25 protein-coding genes are annotated in these 14229 nt (G+C 65.7%); all 25 read right to left on the reverse strand.

All coding sequences use genetic code 11. The annotated features are described in order from the left end of the window. Nucleotides 1-993 (reverse strand): DNA-directed RNA polymerase subunit alpha, encoded by a 993-nt coding sequence (locus A4X17_RS16180; RefSeq protein WP_056008091.1) that lies wholly within the window; start codon nt 991-993, stop codon nt 1-3. A 157-nt stretch (nt 994-1150) separates the two neighbouring features. Beyond that, nucleotides 1151-1549: a 30S ribosomal protein S11 gene (gene rpsK / locus A4X17_RS16185; RefSeq protein ID WP_056008094.1), complete on the reverse strand. Its 399-nt coding sequence runs from the start codon at nt 1547-1549 to the stop codon at nt 1151-1153. Between the two features lie 41 nt (nt 1550-1590). Beyond that, the gene (gene rpsM, locus A4X17_RS16190; RefSeq protein WP_064296688.1) at nt 1591-1965 is read right to left on the reverse strand and encodes a 30S ribosomal protein S13; all 375 of its coding nucleotides are present in this window, start codon (nt 1963-1965) and stop codon (nt 1591-1593) included. 162 nt (nt 1966-2127) lie between these two features. Further along, nucleotides 2128-2241, reverse strand: a complete 114-nt coding sequence (gene rpmJ, locus A4X17_RS16195; RefSeq protein ID WP_021759549.1) for a 50S ribosomal protein L36 — start codon at nt 2239-2241, stop codon at nt 2128-2130. An 80-nt stretch (nt 2242-2321) separates the two neighbouring features. Further along, nucleotides 2322-2543, reverse strand: a complete 222-nt coding sequence (gene infA, locus A4X17_RS16200; protein ID WP_017885304.1) for a translation initiation factor IF-1 — start codon at nt 2541-2543, stop codon at nt 2322-2324. A gap of 149 nt (nt 2544-2692) precedes the next feature. Continuing rightward, a complete protein-coding gene (locus tag A4X17_RS16205) occupies nt 2693-3577 on the reverse strand; it encodes an aminodeoxychorismate lyase (protein WP_064296689.1) in 885 nt (294 codons plus the stop codon). A 53-nt stretch (nt 3578-3630) separates the two neighbouring features. Beyond that, nucleotides 3631-4425, reverse strand: a complete 795-nt coding sequence (gene map / locus A4X17_RS16210) for a type I methionyl aminopeptidase (RefSeq protein ID WP_064296749.1) — start codon at nt 4423-4425, stop codon at nt 3631-3633. 66 nt (nt 4426-4491) lie between these two features. Then, nucleotides 4492-5100 (reverse strand): adenylate kinase, encoded by a 609-nt coding sequence (locus tag A4X17_RS16215; RefSeq protein ID WP_064296690.1) that lies wholly within the window; start codon nt 5098-5100, stop codon nt 4492-4494. Beyond that, nucleotides 5097-6425: a preprotein translocase subunit SecY gene (gene secY, locus A4X17_RS16220; protein ID WP_064296691.1), complete on the reverse strand. Its 1329-nt coding sequence runs from the start codon at nt 6423-6425 to the stop codon at nt 5097-5099. Before secY ends, A4X17_RS16215 begins: the two co-directional genes overlap by 4 nt. A 93-nt stretch (nt 6426-6518) precedes the next feature. Further along, on the reverse strand, nt 6519-7115 hold the full coding sequence (rplO, locus tag A4X17_RS16225; protein ID WP_079705265.1) for a 50S ribosomal protein L15: 597 nt from the start codon (nt 7113-7115) through the stop codon (nt 6519-6521). Further along, nucleotides 7115-7297 carry a 50S ribosomal protein L30 gene (gene rpmD / locus A4X17_RS16230; RefSeq protein ID WP_079001710.1) on the reverse strand — a complete coding sequence of 61 codons (183 nt, stop codon included), beginning with the start codon at nt 7295-7297 and terminating at the stop codon, nt 7115-7117. Before rpmD ends, rplO begins: the two co-directional genes overlap by 1 nt. Further along, entirely contained in the window at nt 7297-7965 is a 669-nt protein-coding gene (gene rpsE, locus A4X17_RS16235; protein ID WP_229939737.1) for a 30S ribosomal protein S5, read from the reverse strand. Before rpsE ends, rpmD begins: the two co-directional genes overlap by 1 nt. 38 nt (nt 7966-8003) lie before the next feature. Next, nucleotides 8004-8363 (reverse strand): 50S ribosomal protein L18, encoded by a 360-nt coding sequence (rplR, locus tag A4X17_RS16240; RefSeq protein ID WP_064296693.1) that lies wholly within the window; start codon nt 8361-8363, stop codon nt 8004-8006. Nucleotides 8364-8365: 2 nt separating this feature from the next. Next, nucleotides 8366-8902 (reverse strand): 50S ribosomal protein L6, encoded by a 537-nt coding sequence (rplF, locus tag A4X17_RS16245; protein ID WP_064296694.1) that lies wholly within the window; start codon nt 8900-8902, stop codon nt 8366-8368. 6 nt (nt 8903-8908) lie between these two features. Then, a complete protein-coding gene (rpsH, locus tag A4X17_RS16250; protein WP_064296695.1) occupies nt 8909-9307 on the reverse strand; it encodes a 30S ribosomal protein S8 in 399 nt (132 codons plus the stop codon). A gap of 145 nt (nt 9308-9452) precedes the next feature. Next, entirely contained in the window at nt 9453-10037 is a 585-nt protein-coding gene (gene rplE / locus A4X17_RS16255) for a 50S ribosomal protein L5 (protein WP_056008119.1), read from the reverse strand. Next, a complete protein-coding gene (rplX, locus tag A4X17_RS16260) occupies nt 10037-10396 on the reverse strand; it encodes a 50S ribosomal protein L24 (protein ID WP_056008121.1) in 360 nt (119 codons plus the stop codon). Before rplX ends, rplE begins: the two co-directional genes overlap by 1 nt. 3 nt (nt 10397-10399) lie before the next feature. Further along, nucleotides 10400-10768, reverse strand: coding sequence for a 50S ribosomal protein L14 (rplN, locus tag A4X17_RS16265; RefSeq protein ID WP_064296696.1), 369 nt, complete (start codon nt 10766-10768; stop codon nt 10400-10402). A gap of 31 nt (nt 10769-10799) precedes the next feature. Then, on the reverse strand, nt 10800-11120 hold the full coding sequence (gene rpsQ, locus A4X17_RS16270; RefSeq protein WP_056008125.1) for a 30S ribosomal protein S17: 321 nt from the start codon (nt 11118-11120) through the stop codon (nt 10800-10802). 2 nt (nt 11121-11122) lie between these two features. Next, nucleotides 11123-11458, reverse strand: coding sequence for a 50S ribosomal protein L29 (rpmC, locus tag A4X17_RS16275; protein ID WP_064296697.1), 336 nt, complete (start codon nt 11456-11458; stop codon nt 11123-11125). Then, complete coding sequence (gene rplP, locus A4X17_RS16280) at nt 11458-11877, reverse strand: 50S ribosomal protein L16 (RefSeq protein WP_064296698.1); 420 nt, start codon at nt 11875-11877, stop codon at nt 11458-11460. The genes rpmC and rplP overlap by 1 nt, the downstream gene beginning before the upstream one ends. Before the next feature lie 2 nt (nt 11878-11879). Then, on the reverse strand, nt 11880-12668 hold the full coding sequence (gene rpsC / locus A4X17_RS16285) for a 30S ribosomal protein S3 (protein ID WP_064296699.1): 789 nt from the start codon (nt 12666-12668) through the stop codon (nt 11880-11882). After that, on the reverse strand, nt 12668-13060 hold the full coding sequence (rplV, locus tag A4X17_RS16290) for a 50S ribosomal protein L22 (protein WP_056008137.1): 393 nt from the start codon (nt 13058-13060) through the stop codon (nt 12668-12670). Before rplV ends, rpsC begins: the two co-directional genes overlap by 1 nt. A gap of 26 nt (nt 13061-13086) precedes the next feature. Further along, entirely contained in the window at nt 13087-13368 is a 282-nt protein-coding gene (rpsS, locus tag A4X17_RS16295) for a 30S ribosomal protein S19 (RefSeq protein WP_064296700.1), read from the reverse strand. A gap of 12 nt (nt 13369-13380) precedes the next feature. After that, nucleotides 13381-14220, reverse strand: coding sequence for a 50S ribosomal protein L2 (gene rplB, locus A4X17_RS16300; protein WP_064296701.1), 840 nt, complete (start codon nt 14218-14220; stop codon nt 13381-13383). Nucleotides 14221-14229 lie beyond the last annotated feature (9 nt).

Consider the following 14229-nt stretch of genomic DNA (forward strand, 5'->3'; position numbering starts at 1 on the left):
CTAGGAGACGGTCTCGTCGTCGTAGCCGCTGTAGAAGTGGGCGCCGTCGAACCCGGGAACCGAGTCCTTCAGGGAGAGGCCCATTTCGGTGAGCTTGTCGCGAACTTCATCCACCGACTTCTGTCCGAAGTTGCGGATGTTCATGAGCTGCGTCTCCGACAGCGCGACGAGCTCGCTGACGTTGTTGATGCCCTCGCGCTTGAGGCAGTTGTACGAGCGCACGGAGAGGTCGAGGTCCTCGATCGGGATCGAGAGCTCGCCCGGCAGCACGGCGTCGACCGGCGCGGGGCCGATCTCGATGCCCTCTGCGGCGGTGTTGAGCTCGCGAGCCAGGCCGAACAGCTCGGTCAGCGTGCGACCGGCCGACGCGATGGCGTCGCGCGGCGTGATGGCCGGCTTCGACTCGACGTCGACGACCAGGCGGTCGAAGTCGGTGCGCTCACCGGCACGAGTCGCCTCGACGCGGTAGGTCACCTTGAGGACGGGCGAGTAGATCGAGTCGACGGGGATCTGACCGGCCTCGCTGAACTCGTTGCGGTTCTGCGTGGCCGACACGTAGCCACGGCCACGCTCGATGGTGAGTTCGAGCTCGAACTTCGCCTTGTCGTTGAGGGTCGCGATGACGAGGTCCGGGTTGTGGACCTCGACGCCGGCCGGAGCCGAGATGTCGGCTGCGGTGACCTGGCCTGCGCCGGTCTTGCGGAGGTACGCCGTGATCGGCTCGTCGTGCTCGCTGGAGACGACGAGGCCCTTGATGTTCAGGATGATCTCGGTGACGTCTTCCTTGACACCGGGGATCGTGCTGAACTCGTGCAGCACGCCGTCGATGCGGATGCTGGTGACGGCTGCACCCGGGATGGACGACAGCAGGGTGCGACGGAGCGAATTCCCGAGGGTGTACCCGAAGCCTGGCTCGAGCGGCTCGATGATGAACCGGCTGCGGAACTCCGAGATGGATTCTTCGGTGAGCGTAGGGCGCTGTGCGATGAGCACTATGGATTCCTTTCGGCTAAGTGTCCGCTATATGACACTTGCGTTGGCGAGGTAGTGAATGGTGTTCGCTGGCCCTGGTCACCAGGACCATGCCGTGATCCGTCCGCGGCGATCGGACGATCGCTACGGACGGATCACGGCCGGTGAACCGAAGGAATTAGACGCGGCGACGCTTCGGGGGGCGGCAGCCGTTGTGTGCCTGAGGCGTGACGTCGTTGATCGAGCCGACCTCGAGGCCCGCGGCCTGGAGGGAACGGATCGCGGTCTCGCGGCCGGAGCCGGGTCCCTTGACGAAGACGTCGACCTTCTTCATGCCGTGCTCCTGCGCCTGACGCGCAGCCGACTCGGCGGCGAGCTGTGCGGCGAACGGGGTCGACTTACGCGAACCCTTGAAGCCGACGCCACCGGACGAAGCCCAGCTGATGACCGCGCCCGAGGGGTCGGTGATCGAGACGATCGTGTTGTTGAACGTCGACTTGATGTGGGCCTGGCCCACGGCGATGTTCTTCTTTTCCTTCTTACGCGGCTTCCGAACGGCCGACTTTGGTGCTGCCATGAATATCTCCTGAGTCCTATGACGAGGCGACTAGGCGGGGCCTAGCGAGCCTTCTTCTTGCCGGCGACGGTGCGCTTCGGGCCCTTGCGGGTGCGCGCGTTGGTCTTGGTGCGCTGGCCGCGGACCGGAAGTCCACGACGGTGACGGATGCCCTGGTAGGACCCGATCTCCACCTTGCGGCGGATGTCGGCGGCGACCTCACGGCGGAGGTCACCCTCGACCTTGAAGGTGCCCTCGATGTAATCGCGCAGGGCGATCAGCTGGTCATCGGTGAGATCCTTCACGCGGATGTCTCCGCTGATGCCGGTGTCGGCGAGGGTCTTGAGTGACCGCGTGCGGCCAACACCGTAGATGTACGTCAGTGCAACTTCCACGCGCTTGTCGCGTGGGATGTCTACGCCGGCGAGACGTGCCATGGTGGCTTCTCCTAGGAGTTGTGGAGGTGTGGAGCAGTTCCGGTGCTCGGGCCTCCGACCCGAGGTGTCACCCGCGGCGCACGATGTGCTGCGGGATCTGGAACTGCCGTTAGAGGGGTGGTGCTGTGTTGCTCAGGGCTGCGTGCTGCAGGTCCTCTGAGATCAACCCTGGCGCTGCTTGTGGCGCGGGTTCTCGCAGATGACCATGACGCGGCCGTTGCGACGGATGACCTTGCACTTGTCGCAGATCTTCTTGACGCTGGGCTTGACCTTCATAGTTCTCTCTTTTCGCTGTCATCGTGCCGGGCCCACCACCGGGTGGTGGAGGCGCGTCCGGCCGTTACTTACAGCGCGACCTACTTGTAGCGGTAGACGATCCGACCACGGGTCAGGTCGTAGGGGGTCAGTTCCACGATCACGCGGTCCTCTGGGAGGATGCGGATGTAGTGCTGACGCATTTTGCCCGAAATGTGGGCAAGTACCTTGTGTCCGTTGGTCAGCTCAACGCGGAACATCGCGTTGGGCAGAGCCTCGACCACTTGGCCCTCGATCTCGATGACGCCGTCTTTTTTGGCCATAGCCTCACTGTCGCTCAGGTTGAGTCGCACTGGTCGTGCGGATGGATTGCGGTGCGGATGTCGGCTCGCCGAAGGCATGCAGAAAGCACCAAAGATCGATTCTATGCTATGTTTCCGGGTTTCGCCAACTCAACGTCGGCCACGACCTCTCAGTCGGTGCGGGAGAGCAGCGCGTCGTTGATCTGCGTCGTGAGACCGGCGTCCACCGCCAGCGCACGTCCGTCCACCGCATGCACCGGTGCCGCCAATCGGACGCTGGAGAGCAGCCACGCCGCTTCCGCGTCGAGCACGTCCTCCGGCGTCAGCATCCGGTACTCGTGCGCGAGCCCCTGCTCCTCGAGATGGGCCCAGAGCGCGAGCTGCGTGGTGCCGGGGAGGATGCCGCTCGACGGCGGCGGCGTCACGAAGGTCCCGTCGATCCGCACGACCACGGTGGAGGTCGGACCCTCGAGGACGAAGCCGTCGCTGCTGACGAAGAGCACGTCGTCCGCTCCGCGACGGTGCGCCTCACGGAGCGCGGCCATGTTGACCGCGTACGACAGCGTCTTGGCACCGGCGAGCAGCCACGGCGAACGCTGCTGCACGTCGCTCGGGAGGCCTCGGTCGAGCAGGACGACCTCGATGCCGTTCTCGCGCTCCGGAAACCCGTCAGCCGGCGTCGCCGAGACCCACGCGGTCGGGCGTCCGCCACTCCCCCGCGTCACGACGAGTCGGACGGCGCTCTGATCGACGTCGGGGAGTTCCGCGACCGCACGGGCGATGGCGAGCCGCCACTGTGCGTGGTTCGGCGCCGGCAGATCGAGGATCGCCGCCGACTCGGTCAGTCGATCGAGGTGCGCCTCGACCGACTGCGGGTGCCGGCCGACGACACCGATCGTCTCGAAGATCCCGTCCCCCCGCGCGGGGCCCAGGTCGAAGACGCTCAAGACGCCGGACCCGTCGCCGGCCGGCGTGATCGTGGCCGCGAGGTCGGCGTCGTCGACGACGGTGTCTGCGGGGAGGACGTCGAGAAGGAACACGATCGGCACGCTCATGCCGAGCAACTCTACCGGGACGTGCGAGGTCCGGACGGCGATCGGGCGGGCGGTCAGGCTGGACGGACCGGGGTGACGCCGAATGCGGCGAGGGCCGCGGCCCCGCCATCGTGAGCGGTCAGGACCCAGATGCCGTCGCGGTGCACGGCGACGCTGTGCTCCCAGTGCGCCGCCGAGCCACCGTCGAGCGTGGCGACCGTCCATTCGTCGTCGCGGACGAAGGTGTCGGGGCTCCCGGCGACCACCATGGGTTCGACGGCGACCACGAGTCCGGGTTTCACTTCGGGGCCGCGCTGGCGGACGCGGTAGTTGAACACCGGCGGAGCCTCGTGCATCGTGCGTCCGATGCCGTGCCCGACGTAGTCCGTGAGGATCCCGTAGGGCTTCCCCACGGGTGAGTGGTCCTCGACGTACTCCTCGATCGCGGCACCGACCTGGTTGAGGTGTCGGGCGGTCACGAGTTCGGCGATCCCGGCCCACAGCGAGCCCTCCGTCACCGCCGAGAGACGCTCGCGCTCGGTGACGAGCTCCGGGCGCGTGGGATCGGGTAGCACGATGGTCATCGCGGAGTCGCCGTTCCAGCCGTCGATCTCGGCGCCGCTGTCGATCGACACGATGTCGCCCGCCTGCAGCACGCGGGGTCCGGGGATGCCGTGGACCACGTCCTCGTTGACCGAGGTGCAGACCGTGTGGCGATAGCCGGGGACGAGCTTGAAGTTGGAGTGCCCGCCGGCCGCGACGATGGCCGCCTCGGCAGCCGCGTCGAGTTGCAGCGTCGTCACCCCGGGGGCGACGAGCGCACGTACCGCATCGAGCGAGGCCGCAGTGGCCAGCCCCGGCGCGATCATGGCGCGGATCTGGTCAGGGGTCTTGTAGATCGACTTCCGGAACACCGTGGTGGATGCGTCGGTGCGTCAGACGGCCGGAACGATGATGCCGCGAGCGGCGAGGGCCGCGTCGATCCGCGCAGTGACGTCGTCGACCTCGCCGAGACCGTCGACTGCCACGACGAGCCCCCGGGCCGTGAAGACCTCGATCAGCGGCGCGGTCTCGTGTGCGTAGAGGTCGAGCCGGTGGCGGATGACCTCCTCCGTATCGTCGGTGCGACCCTGCTCGGCGGCACGCTTGAGGAGTCGTGAGACGACCTCTTCCGTGTCGGCCTGCAGCTGCACGACGGCGTCGAGGCTCGCGTCGTTCTCAGCGAGCAGAGCGTCGAGCGCGACGACCTGGTCGGTGGTCCGCGGGTACCCGTCGAGCAGGAAGCCCTCGACGGCGTCGGGCTGGTGGAGCCGGTCGCGGACGATCTCGTTCGTCAAGGAGTCGGGGACGTACCCGCCCTCGCTCACGATCGCCTGGACCTGCTTCCCGAGCGCCGTACCCTCCTTGATGTTCGCGCGGAAGATGTCGCCCGTCGAGATCGCGGGGATGTCGAAGCGCTCCGCGAGGAAGGCCGCCTGGGTGCCCTTGCCGGATCCCGGAGGACCGACGATGAGCAGACGGGGCTTGCCGGCCGCCGCGCTCAACGCAGGAGCCCTTCGTAGTGGCGCTGCTGGAGTTGCGAGTCGATCTGCTTGACCGTCTCGAGTCCGACACCCACGATGATGAGGATCGAGGCCCCACCGAACGGGAAGTTCGCGTTCGCACCGACCAGGGCCAGCGCGATGAGCGGCAGGAGGGCGATCAACCCCAGGTAGATCGATCCGGGCAGGGTCACGCGGGTCAGCACGTAGTCGAGGTACTCGGCCGTCGGGCGTCCGGCACGGATGCCGGGGATGAACCCGCCGTACTTCTTCATGTTGTCGGCGACCTCTTCAGGGTTGAAGGTGATCGCGACGTAGAAGTAGGTGAAGCCGACGATGAGCAGGAAGTACATGAGCATGTACAGCGGGTGGTCACCCTTGGTGAGGTACTGCTGGATCCACAGGACCCAGGGCGCCGGAGTGCCGGTCGTCGGCTGGTTGAACTGCGCGATGAGGGCCGGCAGGTACAGGATCGACGACGCGAAGATGACGGGCACCACACCGGCCATGTTGACCTTGATGGGGATGTAGGTGTTGTTGCCGCCGTACGTCCGGCGTCCGACCATGCGCTTCGCGTACTGCACGGGGATGCGACGTTGCGACTGCTCGACGAAGACGACGAGTCCGACGATCACGAGGCCGACGGCGAGCACGAGGAGGAAGACCTCCGGGCCCTTCGCGGTCCAGATGGCGGCCAGCGAGCCCGGGAACGTGGCTGCGATCGAGGTGAAGATGAGGAGCGACATGCCGTTGCCGACGCCGCGCTCGGTGACGAGCTCGGCCATCCACATGACGAGGCCGGTGCCCGCGGTCATGGTGACGACCATGAGGAGCATGCCGTACCAGGTGCCGCCCTGGGCGGTGATGAGGTCGGCGCAGACGCCGCCCTGGTTGCCGAACAGTGCACCGCTCTTGGCGACCGTGATGAGCGTCGTCGACTGGAGGATGCCGAGGAAGATCGTGAGGTACCGCGTGTACTGCGTCAGCTTGCCCTGGCCGGCCTGGCCTTCTTTGTGCAGCGTCTCGAAGTGCGGGATGACCACGCGGAGGAGCTGGACGATGATCGACGCGGTGATGTAGGGCATGATGCCCAGCGCGAAGATGGAGAGTTGGAGGAGCGCGCCACCACTGAAGAGGTTGACGAGCTCGTAGAGGCCTGATGCGCCGGCGGCCTGCTGGTTCGCGAGGCACTGCTGCACGTTCGGGAAGTTCACGAACGGAGCGGGGATGAAGGACCCCAGCCGGTAGATGGCGATGATCCCGAGTGTGAACCCGATCTTGCGACGAAGATCCGGGGTCCGGAAGATCCGGCCGATGGCGCTGAACAAAAGGGGCCTCCTGTGAGATGTTGCGGGGTCGGCCCGGGTGACCGGCATGATGCCGGCCACCCGAGTGAGCTCCTGTGCGGAGCCGGCCGAGGGCTACTTGACGCTGCCCCCGGCTGCCACGATCTTCTGCTCAGCTGAGCCGGAGACCTTGTCAACCGCGACATTCAGCTTAACCGAGATGTCACCGTTTCCGAGAACCTTGACCTTCTCGTTCTTCCGGACGGCACCCTTGGCGACGAGGTCCACCGTGGTGACGTCGCCACCCTTCGGGTACAGCTCGGCGAGCTTCTCCAGGTTCACGACCTGGTACTCGACGCGGAAGGGGTTCTTGAAGCCACGGAGCTTCGGGGTGCGCATGTGCAGCGGCATCTGCCCACCCTCGAAGCCGACCTTGACGTTGTAACGCGCCTTCGTACCCTTGGTGCCGCGACCGGCGGTCTTACCCTTGGACGCCTCACCACGGCCGACGCGCATCCGGGACTTCTTGGCACCGGCGGCGGGACGGAGGTGGTGCACCTTCAGGACCTGCTCGCGCTTCTCAGCGGGCTCGTCCTTCGCGGGCTTCTTGGCTGCAGCGGCCTTGGGGGCCGCCTTCGCCTTGGGCTCGGCCTTCGCGGCAGCCGTCTTCGGAGCTGCCTTGGCAGCGGCCTTGGGGGCCTTCTCCTCAGTGGTTTCGTTCTTCTCAGCCATTAGTCGATCTCCTCAACCTGTACGAGGTGAGCAACAGTGTTCACGTAGCCGCGGTTCTGCGCGTTGTCCGGGCGGACGACGACAGCACCGATGCGACGGAGACCCAGGCTGCGAAGCGTGTCGCGCTGGTTCTGCTTCTCACTAATTCTGCCCTTGATCTGGGTGATCCTCAGCTGGGCCATCAGGCACCTACCTTCGCAGCAGCGGCCGCCTGAACGGCCTCTGCCTCTGCACGGAGCAGGCGGGCCGGAGCGACCTGGTCGAACTCGAGACCACGACGGGCTGCGACGGCACGAGGTTCCTCGAGCTGCTTCAGCGCCGTGACGGTCGCGTGGACGATGTTGATCGTGTTGGACGAACCGAGCGACTTGCTCAGCACGTCGTGGATGCCGGCGCACTCGAGGACGGCGCGGACGGGACCACCGGCGATGACACCGGTACCAGCGGCGGCGGGGCGCAGGAGCACCACACCGGCTGCTGCCTCACCCTGGGTGGGGTGCGGGATGGTCGAGCCGACGCGCGGGACGCGGAAGAAGTTCTTCTTCGCCTCTTCGACGCCCTTCGCGATCGCGAGCGGGACTTCGCGGGCCTTGCCGTAGCCGACGCCGACCATGCCGTTGCCGTCACCGACGACCACGAGGGCGGTGAAGCTGAAGCGACGACCACCCTTCACGACCTTCGAGACACGGTTGATGGTCACGACGCGCTCCAGGAACTGGCTCTTGTCGCTGTCGCGGCTACCGCGGTCGCGGTTGGGGTTGCGCTCACGGCCTCCGCGGCGCGCCTCGCGCGGCTCGCGGTCGCCGGTGGGCGCCGTCGATGCCGCGGTCTCGACCGGGGCCTCGGCCACGGTCGCCACAGGCTCTTGCTGCTGCTTGTTGTCTTCGCTCACAGGTTCAATCCGCCCTCTCGAGCACCATCGGCAATTGCTGCCACGCGACCTGCGTAGCGGTTGCCTCCACGGTCAAATACGACATCGTCGATGCCGGCTGCCTTGGCACGCTCGGCGATGAGTTCGCCGACCTTGCGCGACTTGGCGGTCTTGTCGCCGTCGAACGTCCGGAGGGTGTCCTCCATGGTCGAGGCGGAGACGAGGGTGTGACCCTTCGTGTCATCGACAACCTGCACGAACACGTGACGGGCTGAACGGTTGACGACGAGGCGCGGACGGACCGCGGTGCCCTCGACCTTCTTGCGCAGACGCGTGTGACGACGGCCACGTGCGGCAGTCTTCGTTGGACGAGCCATGGTTACTTACCAGCCTTTCCGGCCTTGCGACGCACGATCTCGCCGGCGTAGCGCACACCCTTGCCCTTGTACGGCTCGGGCTTGCGGATCTTACGGATGTTGGCGGCGACCTCGCCGACGGCCTGCTTGTCGATACCGGCGACCGTGAGCTTGTTGTTGCCCTCGACGGTCAGCGTGATGCCGACCGGCGGCTCGACGGTGACGGGGTGCGAGAAGCCGAGCGCGAACTCGACGGCGCTGCCCTTCTGAGCGACGCGGTAACCGGTACCGACGACCTCGAGGCCCTTGGTGTAGCCCTGGGTGACGCCGATGATCTGGTTCGCGATGAGCGTGCGGGTCAGGCCGTGGAGCGAGCGCGAGTTGCGCTCGTCGTCGGGACGCGTGACGAGCAGCTGTGCGTCTTCGAGCTTGACCTCGATGGGGCTCGCGACGGTGAGCTGGAGCTCACCCTTCGGGCCCTTGACGGTGACGTTCTGACCGGCGACGTCGATGGTGACGCCTGCCGGGATGTCGATGGGGAGTCTTCCAATACGAGACATGACTGGCTACCACACGTAGGCGAGGACTTCCCCACCCACGCCCTTCTTCTCGGCCTGGCGGTCCGTGAGGAGGCCGCTGGAGGTGGACAGGATGACGACGCCGAGGCCGCCGAGGACCTTGGGGATCTCGTTCGACTTCGCGTAGACGCGGAGGCCGGGCTTCGAGACGCGCTTGATGCCGGCGATGGAGCGCTCGCGGTTCGGGCCGAACTTGAGGCTCAGTGAGAGCGTCTGTCCGACGGCCGCGTCAGCGACCTCCCAGCCGGAGATGTAGCCCTCGGACTTGAGGATCTCGGCGATGTTCACCTTGAGCTTGGAGTGCGGCATCGACACGGTGTCGTGGTGCGCCGAGTTCGCATTGCGCAGTCTGGTCAGCATGTCTGCGACCGGATCTGTCATGGTCATATCGAGTGTTTCCTTTGTTCACCAGGTTTCGACATCCTGTGCAAGGGTGCCGACCTGTGGTGGTTGAACCGTTCTGGGCAGGAGTGCCCCGAACGGGCGGAAGCCCGGTCCTCGACATACACCGAGGACCGGGCAGAAGCTCAGCCTACTTGGACTCAGCCGCCTTGAACGGGAAGCCGAGCGCCTTGAGCAGCGCGCGACCCTCGTCGTCGTTCTTGGCCGTGGTCACGACGGTGATGTCGAAGCCGCGGACACGATCGATCTTGTCCTGGTCGATCTCGTGGAACATCGACTGCTCCTGGAGACCGAAGGTGTAGTTGCCGTTGCCGTCGAACTGCTTGTCCGAGAGACCGCGGAAGTCGCGGATACGCGGAAGAGCGAGGCTCAGCAGGCGGTCGAGGAACTCCCACGCGCGGTCGCCACGAAGCGTGACGTGAGCGCCGATGGGCTGACCCTCGCGCAGCTTGAACTGCGCGATGGACTTGCGTGCCTTGGTGACCTGCGGCTTCTGGCCGGTGATCTTGGTGAGGTCCGAAACAGCGCCGTCGATGACCTTGCTGTCGCGAGCGGCCTCGCCCACACCGGTGTTGACGACGACCTTCACGAGTCCGGGCACCTGGTGCACGTTCGTGAAGCCGAAGTCCTTCTGCAGCTGCGGAAGGATCTCAGCGCGGTACTTCTGCTTGAGACGGGGCTGGATTTTGCCAGTCGCCACTTCTGTGTCGGTCATTACAGGTCCTTACCTGACTTCTTGGCGTAACGAACGCGGACCGTCTTGGTGACGCCGTCCTTCGTGACTTCCTCGTTGCGGTGGCCGACCTTGGTCGGGCCCTTGGTCTCCGGGTCGACGAGCGCGACGTTGGAGATGTGGATCGAAGCCTCGACGGTCTCGATGCCGCCGGTCTTCGTTCCACGCTGGGTCTGGCCGACACGGGAGTGCTTCGTGACGTAGTTGACGCCCTCCACGATCACCCGGTTCTTGTCCGCCAGGACCTCGATGACGCGACCCTGCTTGCCGCGGTAACCACCGCGGTCCTGCTTCGGGCCGGAGACGACCTGAACCAGGTCGCCCTTCTTGATCTTTGCCATGACTTAGATAACCTCCGGCGCCAACGAGACGATCTTCATGAACTTCTTGTCACGAAGCTCGCGACCGACCGGTCCGAAGATGCGGGTACCACGGGGGTCCCCGTCAGCCTTCAGGATGACAGCGGCGTTCTCGTCGAACTTGATGTACGAACCGTCGGAACGACGGGTCTGCTTGCGGGTGCGGACGATGACCGCCTTGACGACGTCGCCCTTCTTGACGTTGCCACCGGGGATCGCGTCCTTGACGGTCGCGACGATGGTGTCACCGAGGCCCGCGTAGCGGCGGCCGGAGCCACCGAGCACGCGAATGGTCAGGAGCTCCTTGGCGCCGGTGTTGTCGGCGACCTTGACTCGTGATTCTTGCTGAAGCATTGTTCGCTTTCCTCTCAGTAAGCCGCGAGGCCTACTTGGCCTTCTCGAGAATCTCGACCAGACGCCAGCGCTTGGTGGCGCTGGTGGGGCGGGTCTCGCTGATCAGGACGAGGTCGCCGATGCCGGCGGAGTTCGCCTCGTCGTGAGCCTTGACCTTGGAGGTGCGGCGGATGACCTTGCCGTAGAGCGGGTGCTTCACGCGGTCCTCGACCTCGACGACGATGGTCTTCTCCATCTTGTCGCTGGTCACCAGACCACGGCGGGTCTTGCGGTAGCCACGAGCAGCGGCGTCCTTGACGTCGTGCTCGGCCGACTCGTGACCCTCGGGGGCCTTGTCAGTAGCGGTAGCCATGTCTAGGCCTCCTTCGTGGTCTCGGCGTCGGCTGCAGCGGTGTCCTCGGACTTCGGTGCGGCCTTGGCCTTCTTGGTCTTCTTCTCGGCCTTGGCCTCGACGACCTCGACGGTCGGCGTGGCCCGGATGCCGAGCTCGCGCTCACGGATGACCGTGTAGATGCGAGCGATGTCGCGCTTCACGGCGCGCAGGCGGCCGTGGTTCTCGAGCTGCCCCGTGGCCGACTGGAAGCGCAGGTTGAACAGCTCTTCCTTGGCCTTGCGGAGCTCCTCGATGAGGCGCTGGTCTTCAAAGGTGTCGAGCTCGACGGGGGTGAGCTCCTTGGATCCGATCGCCATTATGCGTCGCCCTCCTCGCGCTTGATGATGCGTGCCTTGAGGGGCAGCTTGTGGATTGCACGGGTCAGCGCCTCGCGGGCCAGGGTCTCATCGACTCCGGCGACCTCGAACAGCACACGACCCGGCTTGACGTTCGCGACCCACCACTCGGGCGAACCCTTACCGGAACCCATGCGGGTTTCGGCGGGCTTCTTGGTCAGCGGACGGTCGGGGTAGATGTTGATCCACACCTTTCCGCCACGCTTGATGTGACGCGTCATGGCGATACGAGCGGACTCGATCTGACGGTTGGTCACGTAAGCGGGCGTCAGGGCCTGGATACCGAACTCACCGAACGACACCTTGGTGCCACCGGTCGCCTGGCCGGAACGGCCGGGATGGTGCTGCTTCCGGTGCTTGACTTTGCGTGGGATCAACATGGTTATGCCTCAACTCCTGCGGCGGCGGGCGCCTCGGCAGCTGCCTTGGGGGCGCTGCTCGGACCGGCGTTCCGACGGGGGCGGTCGCCACCGTCGCGACGTTCCGGACGCGTCGACTTCTGGTTGGCCTGCTCGCGAGCAAGCTCCTTGTTGGTGATGTCGCCCTTGTAGATCCAGACCTTCACGCCGATACGGCCGAACGTGGTCTTCGCCTCGTAGAAGCCGTAGTCGATGTTCGCGCGGAGGGTGTGCAGCGGCACACGGCCTTCGCGGTAGAACTCGGAACGGCTCATCTCGGCGCCGCCGAGGCGGCCGGACACCTGGATGCGGACACCCTTGACGGTGGACGTGCGCTGAGCGCCCTGCAGGCCCTTACGCATCGCGCGGCGGAATGCCACACGTGCGGAGAGCTGCTCGGCGATGCCCTGCGCGACGAGCTGAGCGTCGGCCTCGGGGTTCTTGACCTCGAGGATGTTCAGCTGGATCTGCTTCTTCGTGAGCTTCTCGAGGTCGGCGCGGATGCGCTCGGCCTCGGCGCCACGGCGACCGATCACGATGCCCGGACGGGCGGTGTGGATGTCGACGCGGACGCGGTCACGGGTGCGCTCGATCTCGATGCGGCTGACACCAGCGCGGTCGAGCGAGGTCGCCAGCAGACGGCGGATCTTGACGTCTTCCGCGACGAAGTCGCTGTAACGCTGACCCTTCTTCGTGCTGTCGGAGAACCAACGCGACACGTGGTCGGTCGTGATTCCCAGACGGAAGCCGTATGGATTGACTTTCTGACCCATTACTTGCTCACCTTCTTGGCCTTGGCAGCGCCGGCAGTCTCATCAGGCGTCGAGAGCTCGACTGTGATGTGGCTGGTGCGCTTGAGGATGCGGAACGCGCGGCCCTGTGCGCGGGGACGGAAACGCTTGAGGGTTGCACCCTCGTCGACGTACGCCTTCGCGATGTACAGGTCCTGCTCGTCAAGGAACACGTTGTCCTTGTCGGCCGTGACGCGAGCGTTCGCGATGGCCGAGGCAACGAGCTTGTAGATGGGCTCGCTGGCGCTCTGTGGTGCGAACTTCAGGATGGCCAAGGCCTCCTGAGCCTGCTTGCCACGGATGAGCGCGACGACACGACGGGCCTTCTGGGGGGTGACGCGGATGTGTCGCACGCGGGCGATCGACTCCACCATTTCTCTTCCTCCTTCACGTCACCGCGTTAGCGGCGACGGCCCTTCTTGTCGTCCTTCACGTGTCCACGGAAGGTGCGGGTGGGCGCGAACTCGCCGAGCTTGTGCCCGACCATCGTCTCGGTGACGAACACCGGGATGTGCTTGCGACCGTCGTGGACGGCGATGGTGTGACCCAGCATCGCCGGGATGATCATCGATCGACGCGACCAGGTCTTGATCACGTTCTTGTTGTTGGCCTCGTTCGCCGTGACGACCTTGCGGAGCAGGTGGTCGTCGACGAAGGGGCCCTTCTTGAGACTGCGTGGCATCTTCTCTTACTCCTACTTACGCTTCTTGCCGGCGGTACGACGACGAACGATGAGCTTGTCGCTTTCCTTGTTGGGGTGGCGCGTGCGGCCTTCCTTCTGGCCCCACGGGCTGACCGGGTGACGTCCACCGGAGGTCTTGCCCTCACCACCACCGTGCGGGTGGTCGATCGGGTTCATCGCGACACCACGGACGGTCGGGCGGACGCCCAGCCAGCGCTTACGGCCGGCCTTACCCCAGTTGATGTTCGACTGCTCGGCGTTGCCGACCTCACCGATGGTGGCGCGGCAGCGCAGGTCGACGTTGCGGATCTCACCGGACGGCAGACGGAGCTGCGCGTACGGGCCGTCCTTCGCGACGAGACGCACCGACGCACCCGCGGAGCGGGCCATCTTCGCGCCGCCGCCGGGACGGAGCTCGATCGCGTGGATGACCGTACCGGTGGGGATGTTCTTCAGCGGCAGGTTGTTGCCGGGCTTGATGTCCGCGCCGGCACCCGACTCGACCACGTCGCCCTGGCTGAGCTTGTTCGGAGCCAGGATGTAGCGCTTGGTGCCGTCCACGAAGTGGAGCAGCGCGATACGCGCGGTGCGGTTGGGGTCGTACTCGATGTGAGCGACCTTGGCGTTGACGCCGTCCTTGTCGTTGCGACGGAAGTCGATCAGACGGTACTGGCGCTTGTGGCCACCACCGATGTGACGCGTCGTGATGCGGCCCTGGTTGTTGCGACCACCGGTCTTCGACAACGGACGAAGCAGCGACTTCTCCGGCGTGGTGCGGGTGATCTCCGCGAAGTCCGCGACAGACGAACCGCGACGACCAGGAGTCGTGGGCTTGTACTTACGAATAGCCATTTCTTATTC

The sequence above is a fragment of the Plantibacter sp. H53 genome (assembly GCF_001650455.1).
GTDB lineage: Bacteria > Actinomycetota > Actinomycetes > Actinomycetales > Microbacteriaceae > Plantibacter > Plantibacter flavus_A.

Excerpts from the sequence above, each read along its gene's own strand:
- rpsK (WP_056008094.1), bottom strand. The coding sequence starts at position 1,549 with ATGGCAGCACCAAAGTCGGCCGTTCGGAAGCCGCGTAAGAAGGAAAAG.
- rpsM (WP_064296688.1), bottom strand. The coding sequence starts at position 1,965 with ATGGCACGTCTCGCCGGCGTAGACATCCCACGCGACAAGCGCGTGGAA.
- rpmJ (WP_021759549.1), bottom strand. The coding sequence starts at position 2,241 with ATGAAGGTCAAGCCCAGCGTCAAGAAGATCTGCGACAAGTGCAAGGTC.
- infA (WP_017885304.1), bottom strand. The coding sequence starts at position 2,543 with ATGGCCAAAAAAGACGGCGTCATCGAGATCGAGGGCCAAGTGGTCGAG.
- A4X17_RS16205 (WP_064296689.1), bottom strand. The coding sequence starts at position 3,577 with ATGAGCGTGCCGATCGTGTTCCTTCTCGACGTCCTCCCCGCAGACACC.
- map (WP_064296749.1), bottom strand. The coding sequence starts at position 4,425 with ATGATCGCGCCGGGGCTGGCCACTGCGGCCTCGCTCGATGCGGTACGT.
- rplO (WP_079705265.1), bottom strand. The coding sequence starts at position 7,115 with ATGGCTGAGAAGAACGAAACCACTGAGGAGAAGGCCCCCAAGGCCGCT.
- rpmD (WP_079001710.1), bottom strand. The coding sequence starts at position 7,297 with ATGGCCCAGCTGAGGATCACCCAGATCAAGGGCAGAATTAGTGAGAAG.
- rplR (WP_064296693.1), bottom strand. The coding sequence starts at position 8,363 with ATGGCTCGTCCAACGAAGACTGCCGCACGTGGCCGTCGTCACACGCGT.
- rplF (WP_064296694.1), bottom strand. The coding sequence starts at position 8,902 with ATGTCTCGTATTGGAAGACTCCCCATCGACATCCCGGCAGGCGTCACC.
- rpsH (WP_064296695.1), bottom strand. The coding sequence starts at position 9,307 with ATGACCATGACAGATCCGGTCGCAGACATGCTGACCAGACTGCGCAAT.
- rplE (WP_056008119.1), bottom strand. The coding sequence starts at position 10,037 with ATGACCGACACAGAAGTGGCGACTGGCAAAATCCAGCCCCGTCTCAAG.
- rplX (WP_056008121.1), bottom strand. The coding sequence starts at position 10,396 with ATGGCAAAGATCAAGAAGGGCGACCTGGTTCAGGTCGTCTCCGGCCCG.
- rplN (WP_064296696.1), bottom strand. The coding sequence starts at position 10,768 with ATGCTTCAGCAAGAATCACGAGTCAAGGTCGCCGACAACACCGGCGCC.
- rpsQ (WP_056008125.1), bottom strand. The coding sequence starts at position 11,120 with ATGGCTACCGCTACTGACAAGGCCCCCGAGGGTCACGAGTCGGCCGAG.
- rpmC (WP_064296697.1), bottom strand. The coding sequence starts at position 11,458 with ATGGCGATCGGATCCAAGGAGCTCACCCCCGTCGAGCTCGACACCTTT.
- rplP (WP_064296698.1), bottom strand. The coding sequence starts at position 11,877 with ATGTTGATCCCACGCAAAGTCAAGCACCGGAAGCAGCACCATCCCGGC.
- rpsC (WP_064296699.1), bottom strand. The coding sequence starts at position 12,668 with ATGGGTCAGAAAGTCAATCCATACGGCTTCCGTCTGGGAATCACGACC.
- rplV (WP_056008137.1), bottom strand. The coding sequence starts at position 13,060 with ATGGTGGAGTCGATCGCCCGCGTGCGACACATCCGCGTCACCCCCCAG.
- rpsS (WP_064296700.1), bottom strand. The coding sequence starts at position 13,368 with ATGCCACGCAGTCTCAAGAAGGGCCCCTTCGTCGACGACCACCTGCTC.
- rplB (WP_064296701.1), bottom strand. The coding sequence starts at position 14,220 with ATGGCTATTCGTAAGTACAAGCCCACGACTCCTGGTCGTCGCGGTTCG.